The 18,483-nt window shown below is 59.4% G+C and carries 17 protein-coding genes; 11 read left to right on the top strand and 6 right to left on the bottom strand.

What is annotated here, in order from left to right:
• Positions 1 to 99: 99 nt before the first annotated feature.
• The 7 genes from repC (at position 100) to HJB89_RS06385 (ending at position 7,326) form a co-directional block, all read left to right on the top strand.
• Entirely contained in the window at positions 100 to 1,404 is a 1,305-nt protein-coding gene (gene repC / locus HJB89_RS06415; protein ID WP_221149284.1) for a plasmid replication protein RepC, read from the top strand.
• A gap of 104 nt (positions 1,405 to 1,508) precedes the next feature.
• Positions 1,509 to 2,393: a dihydrodipicolinate synthase family protein gene (locus HJB89_RS06410; protein WP_221131438.1), complete on the top strand. Its 885-nt coding sequence runs from the start codon at positions 1,509 to 1,511 to the stop codon at positions 2,391 to 2,393.
• Positions 2,394 to 2,400: 7 nt separating this feature from the next.
• Complete coding sequence (locus tag HJB89_RS06405) at positions 2,401 to 3,078, top strand: GntR family transcriptional regulator (protein ID WP_204330037.1); 678 nt, start codon at positions 2,401 to 2,403, stop codon at positions 3,076 to 3,078.
• A 56-nt stretch (positions 3,079 to 3,134) separates the two neighbouring features.
• The gene (locus HJB89_RS06400; protein WP_221131437.1) at positions 3,135 to 4,463 is read left to right on the top strand and encodes an ABC transporter substrate-binding protein; all 1,329 of its coding nucleotides are present in this window, start codon (positions 3,135 to 3,137) and stop codon (positions 4,461 to 4,463) included.
• Complete coding sequence (locus tag HJB89_RS06395; protein WP_207584780.1) at positions 4,463 to 5,404, top strand: carbohydrate ABC transporter permease; 942 nt, start codon at positions 4,463 to 4,465, stop codon at positions 5,402 to 5,404. Before HJB89_RS06400 ends, HJB89_RS06395 begins: the two co-directional genes overlap by 1 nt.
• On the top strand, positions 5,404 to 6,219 hold the full coding sequence (locus tag HJB89_RS06390; RefSeq protein WP_221115034.1) for a carbohydrate ABC transporter permease: 816 nt from the start codon (positions 5,404 to 5,406) through the stop codon (positions 6,217 to 6,219). The genes HJB89_RS06395 and HJB89_RS06390 overlap by 1 nt, the downstream gene beginning before the upstream one ends.
• Before the next feature lie 120 nt (positions 6,220 to 6,339).
• A complete protein-coding gene (locus HJB89_RS06385; RefSeq protein ID WP_221115170.1) occupies positions 6,340 to 7,326 on the top strand; it encodes a sugar kinase in 987 nt (328 codons plus the stop codon).
• 36 nt (positions 7,327 to 7,362) lie between these two features.
• On the opposite strand, the gene HJB89_RS06380 is transcribed toward HJB89_RS06385, so the two are convergent.
• The 3 genes from HJB89_RS06380 to HJB89_RS06370 form a co-directional block, all read right to left on the bottom strand.
• The gene (locus HJB89_RS06380; protein ID WP_207584782.1) at positions 7,363 to 8,208 is read right to left on the bottom strand and encodes a carbohydrate ABC transporter permease; all 846 of its coding nucleotides are present in this window, start codon (positions 8,206 to 8,208) and stop codon (positions 7,363 to 7,365) included.
• Positions 8,209 to 8,213: 5 nt separating this feature from the next.
• The gene (locus HJB89_RS06375) at positions 8,214 to 9,152 is read right to left on the bottom strand and encodes a carbohydrate ABC transporter permease (RefSeq protein ID WP_207584783.1); all 939 of its coding nucleotides are present in this window, start codon (positions 9,150 to 9,152) and stop codon (positions 8,214 to 8,216) included.
• Positions 9,153 to 9,305: 153 nt separating this feature from the next.
• On the bottom strand, positions 9,306 to 10,553 hold the full coding sequence (locus HJB89_RS06370; RefSeq protein WP_207584784.1) for a sugar ABC transporter substrate-binding protein: 1,248 nt from the start codon (positions 10,551 to 10,553) through the stop codon (positions 9,306 to 9,308).
• 526 nt (positions 10,554 to 11,079) lie between these two features.
• On the opposite strand from HJB89_RS06370, the gene HJB89_RS06365 reads away from it, so the two are divergent.
• Positions 11,080 to 12,114 (top strand): LacI family DNA-binding transcriptional regulator, encoded by a 1,035-nt coding sequence (locus HJB89_RS06365; protein ID WP_207584785.1) that lies wholly within the window; start codon positions 11,080 to 11,082, stop codon positions 12,112 to 12,114.
• Positions 12,115 to 12,121: 7 nt separating this feature from the next.
• Here the strand turns inward: HJB89_RS06365 and HJB89_RS06360 are convergent, their stop codons facing one another.
• Both HJB89_RS06360 and HJB89_RS06355 read right to left on the bottom strand, forming a co-directional pair.
• The gene (locus HJB89_RS06360) at positions 12,122 to 13,057 is read right to left on the bottom strand and encodes an alpha/beta hydrolase (protein ID WP_207584786.1); all 936 of its coding nucleotides are present in this window, start codon (positions 13,055 to 13,057) and stop codon (positions 12,122 to 12,124) included.
• Positions 13,054 to 14,202 (bottom strand): Gfo/Idh/MocA family protein, encoded by a 1,149-nt coding sequence (locus HJB89_RS06355; RefSeq protein WP_207584787.1) that lies wholly within the window; start codon positions 14,200 to 14,202, stop codon positions 13,054 to 13,056. The genes HJB89_RS06360 and HJB89_RS06355 overlap by 4 nt, the downstream gene beginning before the upstream one ends.
• A gap of 271 nt (positions 14,203 to 14,473) precedes the next feature.
• On the opposite strand from HJB89_RS06355, the gene HJB89_RS06350 reads away from it, so the two are divergent.
• Entirely contained in the window at positions 14,474 to 15,292 is an 819-nt protein-coding gene (locus tag HJB89_RS06350) for a sugar phosphate isomerase/epimerase (protein WP_207584788.1), read from the top strand.
• Between the two features lie 92 nt (positions 15,293 to 15,384).
• Here the strand turns inward: HJB89_RS06350 and HJB89_RS06345 are convergent, their stop codons facing one another.
• A complete protein-coding gene (locus tag HJB89_RS06345; protein ID WP_207585168.1) occupies positions 15,385 to 16,146 on the bottom strand; it encodes a DeoR/GlpR family DNA-binding transcription regulator in 762 nt (253 codons plus the stop codon).
• Between the two features lie 264 nt (positions 16,147 to 16,410).
• On the opposite strand from HJB89_RS06345, the gene HJB89_RS06340 reads away from it, so the two are divergent.
• Together HJB89_RS06340 and HJB89_RS06335 are read left to right on the top strand one after the other, a co-directional pair.
• Positions 16,411 to 17,211: a class I fructose-bisphosphate aldolase gene (locus HJB89_RS06340; protein WP_164007235.1), complete on the top strand. Its 801-nt coding sequence runs from the start codon at positions 16,411 to 16,413 to the stop codon at positions 17,209 to 17,211.
• A gap of 3 nt (positions 17,212 to 17,214) precedes the next feature.
• A complete protein-coding gene (locus tag HJB89_RS06335) occupies positions 17,215 to 18,156 on the top strand; it encodes a PfkB family carbohydrate kinase (RefSeq protein WP_221149282.1) in 942 nt (313 codons plus the stop codon).
• Positions 18,157 to 18,483: the final 327 nt, after the last annotated feature.

The following is an 18,483-nucleotide window of genomic DNA, read 5'->3' as shown; positions in this document are numbered from 1 at the left end:
TAAGCACATCGAGAATCGCATTTCCACGAATCACAGTCAAGCGTCTTAGGCACCAAATTGGTGGATGGTTTTCTTTTGCCTGAACGAAGGTGAAGGCAAATGGAGAGTGGATATGTGACGACGCCCTTTGGGCGGCGGCCGATGTCACTTGGCATGCTGGCAAGCCAGCAACTGGCCGAGACCATCGAGCCGGGAATGAAACGCAGCAAGTGGAAGCTGTTTCGGGCAATCTGCGAGGCGCGGCCGTCGCTCGGCGTGACCGATCGGGCGCTGACGGTGCTCGACGCGCTTTTGACCTTTTACCCCGATGATGAAATCTCTGAGGAGAAGGGCCTGATCGTCTTCCCGTCGAATGCGCAGCTTTCGCTCCGCGCTCGCGGAATGACGCCGGCGACGCTGCGGCGGCATCTGGCGGTTCTGGTCGAGTCCGGCCTGATCCTGCGCAAGGACAGCCCGAATGGAAAGCGCTATGCCCGCCGCGACGGGGCAGGGGCCATCGGCGAAGCCTTCGGCTTCAGTATCGCGCCGCTGCTCGCACGCGCGGCCGAGATCGAAAGCCTGGCCGCCCAGACGGTCGCCGACCGGGAACTGCTGAGAGCGACCCGAGAGCGCCTGACGGTTTGCCGACGTGATATCTCCAAACTGATTTCGGTGGCGCTCGACGAAGCGATTCCGGGCGACTGGGAGACGATGACGCTGATGTTTCGCGCACTTGTCGCGAGAATTCCGCGCGTGGCGACAGTCGAAAGCCTGGCTTCTGTGCTCGACGAGATGGGCCTCTTGCGTGACGAAGCCGTCAACCTGCTGGAAAGGCATGTAAAAAGACAAAAAACAGACGCCAATGAGTCTCACATTGAGCGTCACAAACAGAATTCAAACCCCAACTCCAACTATGAACTTGAACCAAGCTTCGACACGAAGCAGGGCGAAAGCGCTGTGGCCGATAATGAGCCGAACGCCGGACCGCCTGACGAGCGAAGACTGGAGCAGCCGAAGCTTTCCGGCAGGATGAGCAACGGAGCGGGAGGCGCGGCCGATCCGGTGGCCGCGCCGAGCCTGAAATCCTTCCCGCTCGGCCTCGTTCTGCAAGCCTGCCCTCAAATCCTTGACTATGGTCCCGGCGGAGCCATCGGCAACTGGCGAGATCTGATGTCGGCGGCGGTGATCGTGCGCTCGATGCTCGGCGTCAGTCCCTCGGCCTATGAGGAAGCCTGCTTAGGCATGGGGCCGGAAAATGCCGCGACGGTGATTGCCTGCATCCTGGAGAAGGGAGGGCATATCAATTCTCCTGGGGGTTATCTCAGGAATCTGACCCGAAGGACAGAGCGGGGCGAGTTTGCAATCGGCCCGATGCTGATGGCGCTCGTGCGGGCAAGCGGAGCAACAGCAAGGCATGTTGGATGAGGGAACGGGAGCGGCAATCGCATAACGATTGAGGATGCAATCACCTCTTTACAACTAACATGTCACTCTGCTACGTCTAGCCTCAATCATTGGAGGAAGCATATTTGACCCAGAAATTTGGGCTGTCAGTCGCTCTCGCCACGCCGTTCGGCAACAATGGCGATATCGCCATCGATGTTATGATCGAGCAGGCAAAGCGAAGCCTCGCTGCCGGATGCTCGAGCGTAACGCTGTTCGGAACGACGGGTGAAGGTTCGTCCATCGGAACGCAGGAACGTGAACGTGTTCTGGCTTCCATGATCGAGAGTGGGATAGAAGCGAGCAAAATCGTCGTCGGCGTGCTGGTCGACGCCGCCGAGGATGCGGCGTCGCAGGCAGGTCGTGCGCTTTCCAAGGGGGTTCGCAACATTCTGCTTGCTCCCCCTTCCTATTTCAAGAACGTCAGTGACGACGGCCTGTTCCAGTGGTTTTCGGCTGTGTTCGCCACCCTCGGCGTCAAGGCGCGAGACATTATCGTCTACAACATCCCCTCGGTCACCATGGTTCCGCTGACCGTATCGCTGATCGGCCGGCTGCGGGCAGCCTTTCCCGATGTCGTCATAGGCGTCAAGGACTCCTCCGGCGACTGGCCTTTTACGGAAACACTGTTGAAAGCGCATGGCGATCTCGTCATCCTGGTGGGGGACGAACGTCATCTGGCGAAGGGCGTGCGGCTTGGCGGCCAGGGTGCAATCTCGGGCATGGCGAATTTCGTACCGCGCGAAGTCAAGCTGATGGCGGAGGAAGGCAAGGATGATTCCCGCATCGAGGACTTCGTCGCCGAACTGCTGAAATTTCCGGTGACGGCTGCCGTAAAGGTCATGGTCGCGCAACTGACGTCGGATGATATATGGCTTGCTGTTCGTCCGCCGCTCGTTTCAATATCCGCGGAAGGGCAGGCGGAACTCGCTCTCGCTTTCGATGGTCTTTTCCGCTCGAAGGCGGCATAGGGCAAAGATGTTTCTGGGAGAGGCGATGGACGGCACAGACGAGCAGCCGACACTCCGGGAAAAGGCGTATGAGAGCTTCACGCGCCACCTTCTTGCGCGTGATGTGCGCCCCGGTCAGTTCGTTTCGCAGCGCCGTCTCGTCGAGTTGACAGGACTGACACTTGGCGCCATCCGAGAGCTCATTCCGAGGCTGGAAGCCGAAGGGCTGATCAAGACTGTGCCTCAGCGCGGCTTACAGATCGCCCATATCGACCTTAATCTCATTCGCGAGGCGTTCCAGCTGCGCGTTTTCCTGGAGAAGGAAGCTGTTGCGCTTTTCACCCGCTCTGCATCTGACGAGACGGTCGCCAGACTTTTGAAGCAGCATCGCGATATCGCCGATGCCATTCGCGGCGGCGATGGATCGCACGAATTGGAACTGCACGCGCAGGCCGTCGATTGGGGCATGCACGACGCTTTTATCGATGCCTTGGGAAATACCATCATTTCGAACGCCTACCGGGTAAACTCGATCAAGATGCGCCTGATCAGTCAGGATCGTTTTCGCATCGACGGTCACGTCGGACCTGTCATGGGTGAGCACCTGAAGGTGCTCGAGGCGATCGAACGACGATCGGCGGAGGACGCCGTCAACAGCCTTGTCGCACATATCAATCATGCAAGAGATCGTGCGCTCAGGATATAATCGGAAAATAAGCAGCCGGGGGTGAGGAGATCGCCGGCAAGAGGAGGAGCAATCAAATGTCATCGTTTTTGAATCCGACGAGGCGCGGCTTTCTGGCGGGGACCGCCGCTTTTGGAGCCAGCAGCATGCTCGGCATGCGGTCGGCATCCGCTGCCGTTGATTGGAAGCGCTTTGCCGGGACGACACTCGAAGTCAACCTGGTCAAGAGCCCGCGCAGTGAGACGCTCGTCAAATACCTGTCCGAGTTCGAGGAACTCACCGGCATCAAGGTCAATGCCGAAGCGACGCCCGAACAACAGCAGCGCCAGAAGACGACCATCGAGCTCAGCTCGGGCAAGCCGAGCTTCGACGTCGTCCACATGAGCTACCATGTGCAGAAGCGGCAATTTGAAAAGGGCGGCTGGCTTGCCGATATCAGCGGCTTTCTCAAGGATTCGTCCCTGACCGATCCGTCGCTCACGGAAAGCGATTTCGCCGAAGCCGGCCTGACCTTCGCCAAGGATTCTGGCGGCGTTCTGCGCTCGCTTCCGTTCTCTGTCGATTACTGGATCATCTACTGGAACAAGGCGCTGTTCGAGAAGAAGGGGCTGTCCTATCCGACGACGTTCGAAGAACTGGTAAGTGCGGCCGAAGCACTCACCGATCCGTCGACCAATACCTACGGCTTCGTCGCCCGCGGCCTGAAGAACGCCAATACGCCGGTCTGGACGTCGCTGCTGCTCGGCTATGGTTCGAGCCCGCTCGGCCCCGATGGCAAGCTGCGCACGACATCGCCAGAAGCGATCGACGCAGCCAAGCTTTACCAGAAACTAATGACCAAGACCGCCCCTCCCGGCGTCTCCGGCTTCAACTGGGCCGAGGCGCAGTCGGCCTTCCTGCAGGGCAAGATCGGCATGTGGCTGGACGGCGTCGGTTTTGCTCCGCCGATCGAGAATCCGGAAAAGTCGCGTGTCGTCGGCCAGGTCGGTTACGGTGTGATGCCGAAAGGCCCGAAAGCACAGGCCGCAGGCACATTCGGCGACGGTCTTGGTGTCGTTGCGGCAAGCAAGAACAAGGAAGCAGCCTACCTCTTCTGCCAATGGGCGATTTCCCACGACATGGGCGCACGCCTGCTGCAGGCCGGTGCCGGCGTTCCTTTCCGCCAGTCGATCCTTGCGGATGCCAAGGTTCGCGAAGGTGTCAAGATGCCGGCCGCATGGCTTGATGCGGTTGCGGGTTCCGGCAAGATCTCGCAGCTCGCGCTGCCGGTGATCATTCCGGTCACCGAGTTCCGCGACATCTATGGCGTCGGTCTTACCAACATGATCGGCGGCGGCGATCCAGAGACCGAACTCAAGGCCGCGACGGCACAGTTCGAACCCGTCCTGGCGAAGAGCGAGGGATAATGGCCTCGGCAAGCATCGAAACGGCCGCAGCGGCCAAGGCCGCCTCGAAGGGAAGGAGCAACGCTGGTCGCGTTGCTCCCAACTACTGGCCCTTCGTCATTCCGGCGCTGATCGTCATTGCGGCCGTCATCGTTTTTCCATGGGTGTTTACCCTTTGGATGAGCGTCAACAGCTGGACGCTTGGCCAGTCCCAGGTCTTTGCAGGACTGGACAATTACGCCCGCCTGGCCGTGGACATGCGCTTCTGGGAGTCGCTCTGGCATACGGTGCTCTACACGACGCTCTCGGTGGTGGCGCCGCTCTTTCTAGGGACGCTCGCCGCGTTGATTTTCGATACGCAATTTCCGCTCCGCGGTCTTCTGCGCGGTATATTCGTGATGCCGATGATGGCGACGCCCGTCGCCATCGCTCTCGTCTGGACCATGATGTTCCACCCGCAGCTCGGCGTCCTCAATTATCTTCTATCCTTGATCGGCATCGGCCCTCAGGAGTGGATCTATAATCAGACCAGCGTCATCCCTTCGTTGGTGCTGGTCGAGACATGGCAATGGACGCCGCTTATCATGCTGATCGTGCTCGGCGGTCTGGCGGCGGTTCCGCGCGAGCCCTATGAAAGCGCCGAAATCGACGGAGCCAATGTCTGGCAGAAATTCCGCTATCTAACCCTGCCGATGATCGCGCCTTTCCTGATGATTGCGGTGATCATCCGCAGCATCGATGCGGTGAAAAGTTTCGATATCATCTATGCCATGACCCAGGGCGGGCCGGGCACGGCGTCGGAAACGATCAATATCTATCTCTACAACACAGCTTTCGCCTATTACGACATCGGCTATGGCTCGGCCATGGCAGTTGTCTTCTTCATCCTCATCGTCCTGCTGTCCTTCGTCCTTTTGATGCTCCGGCAGCGTGCGAACTGGTCTGACGGGGAGGCACGCTGATGAAGCGCAGAACGCTCGATCGTATCGGACTGCTGTTTGTTGCCCTTGTGATGATATCGCCGGTCGTCCTGTTCTTCCTCTGGATGATCTCGCTGTCGCTGAAATATGAAATCGACAGCGGTGCCTATCCGCCGATCTTCATTCCTGAGCGTTTCGCTTGGTCGAACTATCTGAAGGTCTTCGAGGAGAACAACTTCTTCCTGTATCTGTGGAATTCGGTGGTGGTGACAGGTGCCGCCACGCTTCTGGCACTGCTGATCGGCGTGCCGGCCGGATATGGCATCGCGCGCCTGAAGGCCGAGAAGTCGGCGATGGTCATCATGATCGCGCGTATGACGCCCGGCCTTTCCTTCCTGATTCCGCTCTTCCTGCTCTTCCAATGGCTGAACCTGCTCGGCACGCTCCTGCCGCAGATCATCATCCATCTCGTCGTCACAGTGCCGATCGTCGTATGGATCATGATCGGTTATTTCGAGACGACGCCGATGGAACTGGAAGAGGCCGCCAGCATCGATGGCGCCACACCCTGGCAGATTTTCCGCTTGGTCGCTTTGCCGATCGCCAAACCCGGCATTGTCGTCGCCTTCATCCTGTCGGTCATCTTCTCCTGGAACAACTTCGTCTTCGGTATCGTGCTCGCCAGTCGCGAGACCCGCACGCTGCCGGTCGCGGTCTACAACATGCTTTCGTTCGAACAGGTCAGTTGGGGGCCGCTTGCGGCGGCGGCGCTGATCGTCACTTTGCCCGTGCTGATATTGACGGTGTTTGCGCAACGACAGATCGTGGCTGGGCTGACGGCCGGAGCCGTCAAGTGAGCCGGTGAGACGACGGTTTTGGCGACTTCTTCTGCTTTCGCCTGCCTGCTTGACCAGGATGATTTTAGGCCGGTCGGCCTAGAATCTGAATCCTATTCTAAATTAAAGAGTTAGAGCATGATGTCGTCCGAAAACCGCTCGCACTTTTCGGCATCACGCTCGGGTCCGGCGCGCAGCGTTTTATGTGTCGGCGCTGCGGTGCTCGACACGCTGTTTCGTGTGCGCTCGTTGCCGACCGGCCAGGGCAAAATTCTCCCCTACGATATGCTGCAGATCGCCGAGGGTATGGCGTCGAGCGCGGCCTTTGCGGTCGCCCGGCTGGGTGGCAATGCCAACCTCTGGGGTGCGGTTGGCGATGATGCCACCGGCGAACGCATCATTGCGGAGCTCAGCGATAGCGGAGTAGATACGAGCGGTATGGTTCGTGTGGTAGGCGCCCGCTCGGCGGTCTCGACGATCCTTGTCGATGATCAGGGCGAGCGGCTGATTGTGCCCTTCTACGATGCCGGGCTGCACGAGACGGTCAAACCGGTGACAAAACACGACGTGTCTGCTTTCGATGCTGTGCTCGTCGACGTCCGCTGGCCGAAGCTTGCGCTGCGGACGCTGTTCGCAGCCAGAGAGGCCGGCAGGCCAGCCATTCTCGATGGCGACGTTGCGGGCGATGGCGTAATCGAGATGCTTGCACCGGCGGCCAGTCACATCGTGTTTTCACAGCCGGCCGCCGAGCGCCTTACCGGAACTGCGGAGACGGCGAAGGCCGTTGGCCTCCTGAAGCGAAAGTTCGAGCAGGCCTTCATCAGCGTCACATCAGGGGAAAACGGCTCCTTCTGGTTCGATGACCAAACCGGCGAGATTTTCCATCTGGCGGCTCCGAAGGTGAGGGCCGTCGATACGCTCGCAGCAGGCGATATCTTCCATGGCGCTTTCGCTCTGGCGATCGCAGAAGGCGTGCCGATCGCCGAGACGATGCGCTTGTCGTCGATGGCGGCGGCGCTGAAATGCCAGGTGTTCGGCGGACGCATCGGTGCACCAACCAGAGCCGAGGTCTGCGATGCCCTCCGCGGTTGGGGCGTCGAGCGGCAATCGTGCGGGCAGGTAGATTAAAAAAGCGATCCGCCCGCGGTATGAGTTTGCGCTCCCTCAGCTTTTGACCGAACCGGCGGTCATGCCCGCCAGGAAGTAGCGTTGAGCAACCAGGTAAAGCACCAGGAGGGGAAGGGAGCCGAGCACGCTCATTGCCATCATTTCATTCCATTCGAAAGCATGCTGGCCCATCAGCAGCTGGATGCCGATCGGAACGGTTCTGAGATTCATCGATTTTGTCAGCGTCAGTGCGAAGAGGAATTCATTCCACGCCAGCAGAAAAGTGTAGACCGCCGTAGCAACAATCCCGGGGATGGAGACGGGCACGATGACGCGCCAAAGTGCCGTCCAGCTCGAACCGCCATCGACGAGAACGGCCTCGTCCAGCTCTTTCGGTAAGGTGTTGAGATAGCCCGTCATCAGCAGGACTGCGTAAGGCAGTGTAAAGACCATATAGGTGAGGATCAGTGCCAGATATGTGTCGAAGATCCTGAAGGCGACTACCATTCCGAAATAGGGGATCAGAAGGGTGATGGGCGGAACGGTCTGCGTGCTGATGATGAAGATGTTCAAGGTATTCTTGAAGCGGAAGGAATAGCGGCTGAAGCCGTAAGCAGTCAGGATAGCGATGACGAGGGTGAGGCAGGTGACGACGCCGGCGACGAAGTAGCTGTTGATGAAGAACCGCACCTTCACCGGATCGTTGAAGATCGTCAGATAGGCGGCCAGGGTAAAATCCTTCGGCAAAAGCCGCGGCGGAAGAGCGAAGATTTCGGTATTCGATTTCAGTGAACTGAAAAACATCCAGACGATCGGGAAGGTCGAAAAGACCAGGCCGATCGCCAGTCCGAGATAGGTCAGGATGGTCGGCAGTGCCGAGTTCTTGAAGGAACGCTTTGCCATGACGGTCACCTTCGCTGCTGGTGTTTGATGTAGAAGTAGGTGACGCTCATCGAAATGATGAGGATGATCATTGCACTCGCCGAAGCCAGCGAAAATTCATATTGGGAGAAGGCGAGCTTGTAGGTGAAGGTGGATAGCACTTCCGTCGAATAGATCGGACCGCCGCCCGTCGTCATCCAGACGAGCGGAAAAACCTGCATCGTCCAGATAAAATCGAGAAGCGCGATGCTGATGATGATCGGCATCAGTTGCGGGATGGTAATGTACCAGAATTTTTCCAGTTCGTTGGCACCATCGATCCCGGCTGCCTCGTAAAGCTCCTTCGAAATGCCTTGGAGACCGGCAAGCAGGCTGACCATATAAAGCGGATAACCCGCCCAGATGTTTGCAAAGGTCAAGGCGTGAATGGCGGTGCGGGTCGAGGAAAACCACTCGACCTTGAAATTGATGATGTGGAGCGCCATCAGCACGCTGTTGACGACGCCGTTCGGATCGAGCAGCAAACGCCAGATGATGGCGATGATCACGGCGGTGAACAGCCAGGGCAGGATGAAGAGCACACGCAGGACGCTCCGAATAAGCGGATCGACGCGGTTGGTGTTCAACAGCAGCGCGAAAGCCAAGCCGATGATGAAGTGGAAGACGACGCTCATGATCGTGAAATACATCGTCTGGGCGACCGACTGCCAGAACACCGGATTTTCGAAGATGGTCAGGTAATTCTGGACCCCTGCGAACGCAGCGTCCTTTTTCATGATGGCGCCGTCCATCAATGAATATTTGAAGACCATCACCATGGGGAACAGCATCAGCAGAACCAGCAGCAGGGTGGCCGGCGACACGTAGAAATACGGCACCAGCTTCCTCAAGGTGCTGTAACGAAGTCTTCCTTTCCTTCGCGCTTTGACTTGCGCAGCGACCAGAGCCGGAGCGGAATGATTCATGAGCTGTGACTTCCCATTATGCGAAGATTTGACGACTTTCACCGGCAGCGCCAGGTCGCTCTGCCGGTGATCTCGTGAAAGCGACGTGCTTTAGTCCTTTGTTTTATGCATGTCGTTATCCCGGAACCGCCGCGCACTTCCGGGCGACATGCATTAGAACTTCGCGAGCCAGACCTTCTCGGTATTGGCAGCCGCATCCTTGGCCGACTGGCCGCCGTCGAACATCTTTTGAACTTCGACGTTCATGTCCCGCATCAGCTCTTCGGCTACCGGAAGGCCGACGAATTCGTTGGCAGGATAGCCGCTCTGGAAGATTTTAAAAGCTTCCGCGAAGATCGGGTCCGATGCCACGAAGTCCGGTTTGGCATGGACGTTGCCGGGGAAGGCGTTGGCAATCGAGACCAGACGGCCATTGACGTCGGGGCTCATCAGATATTCCACAAGCTTCCAGGCTTCTTCCTTGTGCTTGCTGCCGTCGCTGATGCCGATGCCCCAGGACGCATAGGGCATGCCGCGTTTGCCGGTGTAGCCGTCGGTTGCGGGCAGGGCCGAGATGCCGAACTTGAGCTTCGGATTGCGCTCGCGGATAAGGTTCACATGTGCGAGGGAATCGACCATCATGCCGACGCGGCCATTGACGAATTCCTCGACCTTGTCCTGTTCCTTCTTGGCGAAAATGCCGGGAGAAATAACGCCTTCCTTGTTGAGGGAAGCAAGATAGTCGAGCGTGCCGACGACGGCGTCATTTTCAAGATCGGGCTTGCCGTCCTTCATCATCGAGGCGCCGGAGGCCCAGACCCAGGACATCACGTCATTCTGGATTCCGCTCGGGGACTGCAGCGATAGCGGCAGAACCCAACCATACTGGTTCTTCGAGCCGTCGGTCATCTTCTTGGCGGCTTCGGCGAATTCCGTGCGCGTGGTCGGCAATTTGTCGACGCCAGACGCCTTGGCGATATCCAGGTTGACGAAGACCGGGTAGACGAAGGAAGCCAGCGGGAACATCACGCTCTTGCCATCGACCTTGACGATATCGGTGATCTGGCTCTTGTCGTATTTCGCCTTCTCCATCAGTTCGTCCATGGAGGCGATCGCGCCCTGCTTGGCGAGCCCGTTGACCCAGGCGCCATCCAGGCCGACGACGTCGCTGAGGGTTCCGGAGGCGGCGCCGACGACGATCTGGTCACGCGTCGTGGCATAGGGGCCGCTAACCAGCGTCACCTTGATGCCGGGGTTTGCCGCCTCAAAATCGTTCATGATGCCGCGCAGGGCCCCGGACGGCATTTCCGGTTCCCACCATTGAATAAATTCGATGGTGGTGTCGGCAAATGCCGATGTGGCGCAAAGCGCCCATACAGCCACGGCAGCCCGCATCGTCATGCTGAATTTTCTAATATTCATCTGTGCCTCCCATAGATTTCAGTTAATCGATCCTCCTCAAGACCGTAGACAAAGTAGGTTCCCTGAGGCACCTATCTGTCAACGAAGAACTGCGATCGAGAAAGGATGAGAGACCTGCGTTGGCGGCGAATAACAGGATAAGTAACTGACAAGACAGGATAAAATCTACCGTTGGAATCAATTCTTTTTTCAAGCATTTGTGTTGCTTGTGACTCATTTTTTCTTTACTTTCGTAAACAAATGAAAGTTTGCTCAACAAGACGAAACATGGGAAGTGCGTCATCTTCACTGCGAAATTTTCCGATTTGCGGCCTGAAACAAGCGTTTTTGCAGCCACGAGGCGCAGCCGCCGCAAATCGCAGGTGGAGGGAATATTTCGGTTTTCGAAAGGGAGCCGAGTCTGCAATTCCGGGCGCCAAAAACGCTCTGTACAAATTGCCCCATGCGTGATTTGGCGCGTCAGTGGATTTGCCGTTGATGCGAAATCATTTTGATCCGGCGCCTCGTCCCGCCGATAAGGAACTGAATGGCCAAGAAAAGTTATAAATCGATGGACGATTTCGCGACCGCCTCCGGCGTATCGCGTCCGACGCTGTCGAAATATTTCGATGATCCCTCGCAGATCAAGGAGGTGACCCGCAAGCGTATCGAGGCGGCCCTCAAGAAGTCGAATTTCGAGCCGAACCTTTTCGCGCGGCACCTCAATCGCAAGCGGACCAGAAATATCGGGATCCTGGTCCCGACCATGTCGGATCCCTTTTATGTGCAGGTCGTGTCGCTGATCGAGCTGGAGTTGCGCGAAAAAGGCTTCTGGCCGGTCCAGATCTCTTCGCACACGCGGCCGGAGCTGGAGGCCGAGGCGGTGCGGACATTGCTCTCGCTGAAGGTTGCAGGTGCGATCGTGGCGCCGCTCGGAGCCGGCTTGCGCCGCTCCGCGCTGGAAAGACTGAAGGACGCAATCCCCGTCGTCTGCTTCGACAATCCGGCCAGCGGCGACCTTCCTTATGTCGGCAACGACAACGCACAAAGCATGGCAGCCATCGTGCAATATCTCTGCCGGTCCGGTGAGCCGCCGATATTCCTGGAAATTCCGCATCTGACGGAAAACGCCGGCGAGCGGCAGGCGAGCTACCGCGCGACCATGGCAAGGGAAGGGCATTCACCGCTGGTCATCGATTGTGACGCACCACCGTCCTGGGAGTTCGAGCGTCTCGGATACGAGCAGATGCAGAGAATTCTTGCGCGTGGCGGCCTGCCCGGCAAAACACTGCTCTGCGCCAACGACCGCTTCGCTTTCGGCGCCATGGCGGCCGCATTCGCTTCCGGCCTGAAAATCGGGCGCAACGACGGTTGCGACGTGCGCATCGCCGGGCACGACGATCATCCGCTGAGCCGATATACCTGTCCGTCGCTGACGACGATGGCCCAGAACGCGCCGGAGATCGCAGCGAAATCCGTGGAGCTTTTGCTGTCTCATATCGAAAGCGAGGACGAGGGGACGACCCCTTCGATAAAGAGGGTCATCCTGGAAGCAACACTGGTGATGCGCGACTCGGCTTGAGGCGGGCTCAACGCGTGAGCGCCGGGTCCATGGTGCGCCATGCCGTTGCAATGGCTTCAAGAGCCTCTTGCGCCTCCGGAATGGCCCGGCGCTTCGAGACGAAGCCATGGATCTGTCCAGGCCAGGTGTGGCTTGTGGCCTGGGCTTCGGAGCTCAGCCGCTCGGTATAGAGGGCCCCTTCGTCAAACAGCACGTCGTGGCCGGCAAGGATCACGACGGCGGGCGCCACGCCCGCCAGTGACGCGGCGCGAAGCGGCGAGGCCCGCCAGTCGGACCGGCTAGCAGGGTCCGGCAGATAGTGGTCCCGGAACCATCGCATCGCCGCTGACGTCAGGCCGAAACCCTCATCGTAACGCAAGTAGCTGTCGGTTGCCTGCAACTGGTCGGTCACCGGATAGATCAGCACCTGACCGATGACAGCCGGCACCTGTCCGTCGCGTGCCAGCAGAGCGATGACGGCGGCGAGATTTCCGCCGGCGCTGTCGCCGCCAACGACAATTCGCGCCGGATCGATGCCGAGTGCAGCAGCCTGATCCGTCATCCAGACGAGCGCGGCTGCGCAGTCTTCGATCGCCGCCGGAAAGGGATGTTCCGGGGCGAGGCGGTAGTCGGGCGAAACCACGACGGCGCCAGCGATATTGGCAAGCGTCCGGCAAATGTCCTCATGGGTTTCCGGCGCGCCGATCACAAAGCCGCCACCATGGATATAAAGCAAGGCGGGAGCCCGCTCGCGCGGCGTTGTGCGGCCGCGCCATATCTTCAGCCGGATGGCGCCGGCATGCCTTTCCAGTATCTCGGCCACATCCTCGAGCGGCCACTGGATGTCTGCGAAACCGTCCAGATATTGTTGCCGCGCCAGCGCCGGCGTGCAGCTTTCCACAGGCTCCTGCGGATCGCCCGGCCACGCAAGTGCGCGTTTTGCGGATTCATCCAGTTGTGTCATGCAAGCAGGCTCCGTGCTTCGTCTTCCCGCAATTCCCTTGGCTGGGCAACAGTACCTGGAATGGTCTGCGCGACACCGGTTTCACCTGCCCGGAGGGTTGCTTCCATGACATCTAGCACATGCAGCGCGAGATCGCCTGAAGCGCGCGGCGTACGGCCTTCGATGATGGCGCGGGCAAGATCGGCAAGACCAAGCATGCGATAGTTGGCGCGGTCCGGTGCTGCGATCGGCCAATTGGCCGCACCGAAGAGTTCGCCTGATGTATCGGTTTCCTGCCAGGGCGCGCCACGACTGGAGAGCGCGACACGGCCGCTGAAATTATCAGGGTCGGGCAGGCGTAGCGATCCTTCGGTGCCGTGCAGCTCAATGGGGTGGTTGGAGTGGCGGAAGACGTCCCAGGAGGTGCCGAAGGTGACTGTGGCCCCGCAATCAAATTCCAGCAGCGAAAGCACGCTGGTCGGTGTTCCCACTTTGAACCTGGTGCCCTGCTTCGGCCCTTCGGCGGTGATGAGCCGCTCTTCCTGCCCGCTTGTGGCAACGGCCTGCACACGTCGGATCGGCCCCATCAGATTGACCATCATCGTGAGATAGTAGGGGCCCATATCCATGACCGGGCCGGCGCCGGCCTGATAGTAAAAGCTGGGGTCCGGATGCCAGTGCTCCATGCCGCGGCCCATCATGAAGGCTGTCCCCGTCACCAGCTTGCCGATGGCGCCGGCTTCCATCTGCCGCCGGGCATGACGTCCGGCTGCCCCGAGGAAGGTGTCCGGCGCCGAACCGAGCATGAGGCCCTTTTCGGCGGCCGCATCCACCAATCGGCGTCCTTCTGCGGCCGTGACGCCGAGCGGCTTCTCGGTAAAGACATGTTTGCCCGCCGACAACGCCCGCATCGAGACGTCGAAATGGGCAGCCGGGATCGTCAAGTTGAGGATCAGGTCGATGTTCTTATCGTCAATGAGGGCATCGACGTCGGCCGCCCGCAGGTTGAACTCAGCGGCGCGGCGCTTGGCGGCGTCTGCATTGAGATCGGCACAGGCGGTGATCTCGACGCCGCGAAACAGCGGCGCATTGCGCATATAGGCGAGCGAAATGTTGCCGCATCCCACAACGCCGATCTTGAGTTTCATTTCATTGGTCCCTTCCATCTAGACCTGACCTTGCCGTTGCGTGCTCACAGAGTTGAGGAATGCTATGTTTGACGCGCGAGATATAAATTATGTTGACGCACGCTAACATTTTCCCCTACGAAATGACAAGACGTTGGGAGGCGTCGCAACTCCCCGATGAAGAGGGTCTCGGCCCTCTTGTTGAAGAATGCGTTTCGGCAATGCGGACACCAAGTGCCTCGATGATCGCCTCCGCGAAGGCGCCGGCTTCGATATCGGCTGTCACCAACGAATAGGTCAGGACCAAATTATGAACAATGCTGCGCTGAAAATCGGCTGCCAGACATTCACCTGGGAGATGCTGGGCAAGGGTTGGGGCGGGGGGCCGGATGATCTGGTGCGCGCCATCGCCGATGGCGGATATGCCGGTCTCGAAATCACCGACACGATGATCGGTCACTACGTGCTTAAGCCTGCCGACTTTGCCCGTACTTTGACAAACGCCGGTTTGACGCTGGTTTCCTTTGCCTTCGGCTCCGCCAGCGGCTTCACGGTGGCGGAAAAAATCGCTTCCGATCTGGAGACGGCGCGGCGCTGGGTGGATTTCGTGGCGAACTTTCCCGGTGCGATGGTGTCGATGGGATCGGCCACCGTCGTTTCGGATGGCCCGCGCGATGAGAAATTCGCCATCGCAGCGGAGTGCTACAATCGCGCGACCGAGATCGGACGGTCGGCCGGTGTCGCCGTTGCTGTCCACCCTTCCTCGCACCACAATACGCTTCTCTTCACCCGGAACGATTATGACCGCCTGTTTGTTCTCCTCGATCCACGGGTGGGTTGGGTGCCGGACACCGGCCATATTCTGCGGGGCGGCCAGCAGATCGACGAAACGCTTTCGGCCTACCGGGACCGTATCCGCTACGTGCATCTGAAGGATGTCGACGCCGGCGGGATCTGGGCGATGCTCGGCGAAGGCGTCTGCGACGTGCCCGCCGTGATCTCGGCCGTTCGGGATGCGCCGGAGTTCACCGGCTGGATCGTGGTGGAGGAAGAATCGGACCATGCCGGAACCGATCCGGCGGCGGCCGTTCGCGTGAACCGCGAGACGCTTCGACAGCTGGGGTTCTAACGCGCCTCGTTTCCCTTGGGGTCGACGAAAATCTTCCGCGCGCGACAATGCCTCTCCCGGCTCGCGGCTGAATTGGCGAGGCTGGCTGCCGGTCACGCGTAGCGCACCTCCACGCCGAGCTTGTCCAATCGGTGGCGAATGCTGTGCGGCATGTTGCTGTCCGTGATGATCAGATCGACGCGCGACAGCGAGAAGGCTTTGGAGGAGGCGCCGATGTCAAATTTGCTCGAATCCGCCACAAGTACGACACGCCGGGCCATGCGAACCAGGTTGCGCTTGGTCCGCGCAATATCTTCTGAGACATCGACGACGTCGAAGGCCTGATCGATCGCGTGAGCGCTGACAAAGGCCTGGTGGGCGACGAGACCGCCGACCGCCTTATCGGAGTCCGATACGATCGTGCTGACGGTGCTGGGAAACACCCGGCCGCCGATCATGTGCACGTCAAGTCCCGGCCGGTACATCAGGTGCTGCGCGATGTTCATCGCCGTCGTCGCGACCACGACGTTGTTGACCTGGGGCATCTGCATGGCCACCTGCAGCAACGTCGAACCGCTGTCGAAGACGATCGACTGGTTGTCGATGATCTGCCGCGCGGCCATCTGGGCGATGCGCCGCTTCGCATCGAAATTACGCTGCATGCGTTCCTCGAAGGCTGCGGCCGGCGAGTCGGACGGCAAAGCGATTGCCCCACCATGGGTTTTGATCAACTGCTTCTTTGCATCCATGATCTCGAGGTCGGAGCGGATCGTGACTTCCGAGACCTCGAAGAATTCCGCGAGCTGGCGGGTGCGAGCCTGGCCGACCCGTTGAAGTTCCAGCATGATCTGCTGCCGCCTCTGTTCTGCAAGCATATGCGATCCCGACTGCCGCGCGCGCCGTTGCGATAAAGCGACTTTTGAAAAACGAAAGCCAGCCGCGTGTTTGTACGGCTTCTGCTGCAGAAATAGCTCCTTGGAGTGAAAAAAGCACGTTAAAAATTTTCTTGCCGCGTGGAAACGAAAGAATTCGAAATATTGAACATTTGTTTGTTTTCGAGTTAGGGTTTTTCCAGCAACGAAGCCGTCAATCGCAAAGCCAGCAATCGTAAAGCCAGCAATCTTAAAGGAAGTATCGCCATGGGTCTCGGAACCAAAATCCGCCTCGCACGCCTGTTCTCGAACCCATCGGGTCATTTGTTTGGAGGCGCGGTCGATCATTTTGTCGGTTATGGCAATGTTCGTGAGGGCGGGCTTGCCGATCTGCCGGGCGCGCTCAAACGCGTCATGGCGGGAGGCCCCGACTACATCAGCATCCAGCCTGGCGCGGCGCGGCACCTTTGGTCGGAATACGCCGGGAAGGCAGCCCTCGTCATTCAGGGTGGCTGCTTCACCGCCGACGACCGGATTCGCCAGCTCATTGCGACCCCGGAAGACGCTGTGCGCTATGGCGCCGACGCCCTGGCGGTCGCCATTCCAGTGCGCGGCGCCACCGAAGGAGAGTACATCCGCTGGCTCACCGACACGGTCAACGCCGCCGCCCGCTACGAGATGCCGGTCGTCGCCCACGTCTATCCCCGGGATTTTTCCGATGGCGGCAAGATCGTGTTTACCCCGGATGAAATTGCTTATGCGGTTCGTATCGGTTTCGAAGCCGGCGTCGACGTGATCAAGGTCGGTTACACCGGAGATTTCGAGTCCTTCCGAGAAACCGTCGCGACCTGCCCGATCCCGGTCGTGATCGCCGGCGGCCCGAAGACCGATACGCTGCTTGGAGCGCTCGTCCAGACCTCGGAAGCGTTGCGCGCTGGCGCCAAGGGGGCAGTCGTCGGCCGCAACCTCTGGGGGCACGGCGATACGACCATGGCGGCGCGCGCCTTCAAGCTCGTCATTCACAAGGGGATGGCGCCAGAGGAGGCACTGGCGGCTGCCAGGGCTTGAGACATGTCGCGCTCGCTCCAGGTTCTGGGCTTCGGCGCCCTGGCAGTCGATGACATCATCTATGTCGATCGGGGGCTTTCGGCTGGCAAGGGGAAGGTGACGAAGCGGACTGCGGACCATGGCGGCAACGTGGCGACGGCTCTTGTCGCCATCGCCCGGCTTGGCGGGCGCGCCGGCTTCATCGGATGGCTCGGCGATGAGCCTGCGGCCGATCCGGCCGGTGCCGAGCTCGAGCGCGAGGGCGTCGACATATCCCTGGCGCCACGCCATGCCGCTGCCGCGCCGATCCGCTCGGTGATCACGGTCGGTCCTGACGGCGACCGGTTCATAGCCTATGACGACGATGTGCTGCACGGCACGTCGGACGCGCTGCCCGACAATGTTTTGATGCAGGCCCCGGTCCTGCTGATCGATGGTTACGCGACGCACTCGGAAAGTGTTGTGGCGCGGGCGCGGGCGCTTGGCCTAGCCGTGATAGCCGATATCGAATGGACGGTCGGTGCCGCGACGGATCGAATCCTCGCCTTCGCCGACCATCTGGTGCTGCCGCTCGCTTTCGCTAGAGAGTACACCGGTGAGGATGATCCAGCGATCATCCTGGAGAAGCTTTGGTCAACGGATCGGTCCGCTGTTGTCCTGACCGATGGCGAACGAGGGAGCAACCTGCGCCAGAAAGGCGACGCCACCCGGTGGCATTTGCCGGCCTATCAGGTTCAGGCGGTCGACACGACCGGTGCCGGCGATTGTTTTCACGGTGCCTACGCTCTTGCGCTTGCTGAGGGTAAGAGCCCGCTTGATTGCGTTGCCTATGCCACGACGGCTGCCGCCATTTCCGTGACCGCACGGGGAGGGCGCAGAGGCCTGCCAGACAATCGAACATGCCTGACATGGATGGCGGCGGAAAATGCACCCGTGCCGCGCCCGATTCCGCGATATCACGATTAGCGCGAGGTAGTGCGTGCCGACGTCGTCCACTGCCCGGGGGAGTCGCACGGCTGATTGTAAGGGGTTGAAAGATCCTCCAATAGCTACCGTGCCGACCTTAAAAATTACGCGCGTTAAAAAATATTGTTTCGCAAAAAACCCATTGTTATCGGATTAAACATTAACAAATTCAAATAGATATAGTAAATAGTCGATAACGCATGGCGCTTTGACATTGATTCTTTTGTTGACTTTTAAGCTCATGCCTGAGCCTTCTTGTCGAAAGCATCGGAGACGGTGGGAGCGCCGTTTGAAGACGTGATCCGGACTGATATGGGAGGATGAGAC

Source organism: Rhizobium sp. NZLR8 (genome assembly GCF_019685025.1).
GTDB lineage: Bacteria > Pseudomonadota > Alphaproteobacteria > Rhizobiales > Rhizobiaceae > Rhizobium.
The sequence above is the reverse complement of the archived record's forward strand: the minus strand, read 5'-3'. Positions and strand labels throughout refer to the sequence as shown.

What these genes read in the sequence shown, in the direction of transcription:
- HJB89_RS06355 (WP_207584787.1), bottom strand. Translation starts at nt 14,202, where the DNA reads ATGGAAGGGACCAATGAAATGAAACTCAAGATCGGCGTTGTGGGATGC.
- HJB89_RS06390 (WP_221115034.1), top strand. Translation starts at nt 5,404, where the DNA reads ATGAAGCGCAGAACGCTCGATCGTATCGGACTGCTGTTTGTTGCCCTT.
- HJB89_RS06350 (WP_207584788.1), top strand. Translation starts at nt 14,474, where the DNA reads ATGAACAATGCTGCGCTGAAAATCGGCTGCCAGACATTCACCTGGGAG.
- HJB89_RS06385 (WP_221115170.1), top strand. Translation starts at nt 6,340, where the DNA reads ATGTCGTCCGAAAACCGCTCGCACTTTTCGGCATCACGCTCGGGTCCG.
- HJB89_RS06380 (WP_207584782.1), bottom strand. Translation starts at nt 8,208, where the DNA reads ATGGCAAAGCGTTCCTTCAAGAACTCGGCACTGCCGACCATCCTGACC.
- HJB89_RS06405 (WP_204330037.1), top strand. Translation starts at nt 2,401, where the DNA reads ATGTTTCTGGGAGAGGCGATGGACGGCACAGACGAGCAGCCGACACTC.
- HJB89_RS06400 (WP_221131437.1), top strand. Translation starts at nt 3,135, where the DNA reads ATGTCATCGTTTTTGAATCCGACGAGGCGCGGCTTTCTGGCGGGGACC.
- HJB89_RS06365 (WP_207584785.1), top strand. Translation starts at nt 11,080, where the DNA reads ATGGCCAAGAAAAGTTATAAATCGATGGACGATTTCGCGACCGCCTCC.
- HJB89_RS06335 (WP_221149282.1), top strand. Translation starts at nt 17,215, where the DNA reads ATGTCGCGCTCGCTCCAGGTTCTGGGCTTCGGCGCCCTGGCAGTCGAT.
- HJB89_RS06345 (WP_207585168.1), bottom strand. Translation starts at nt 16,146, where the DNA reads ATGCTTGCAGAACAGAGGCGGCAGCAGATCATGCTGGAACTTCAACGG.
- repC (WP_221149284.1), top strand. Translation starts at nt 100, where the DNA reads ATGGAGAGTGGATATGTGACGACGCCCTTTGGGCGGCGGCCGATGTCA.
- HJB89_RS06370 (WP_207584784.1), bottom strand. Translation starts at nt 10,553, where the DNA reads ATGAATATTAGAAAATTCAGCATGACGATGCGGGCTGCCGTGGCTGTA.
- HJB89_RS06375 (WP_207584783.1), bottom strand. Translation starts at nt 9,152, where the DNA reads ATGAATCATTCCGCTCCGGCTCTGGTCGCTGCGCAAGTCAAAGCGCGA.
- HJB89_RS06395 (WP_207584780.1), top strand. Translation starts at nt 4,463, where the DNA reads ATGGCCTCGGCAAGCATCGAAACGGCCGCAGCGGCCAAGGCCGCCTCG.
- HJB89_RS06360 (WP_207584786.1), bottom strand. Translation starts at nt 13,057, where the DNA reads ATGACACAACTGGATGAATCCGCAAAACGCGCACTTGCGTGGCCGGGC.
- HJB89_RS06340 (WP_164007235.1), top strand. Translation starts at nt 16,411, where the DNA reads ATGGGTCTCGGAACCAAAATCCGCCTCGCACGCCTGTTCTCGAACCCA.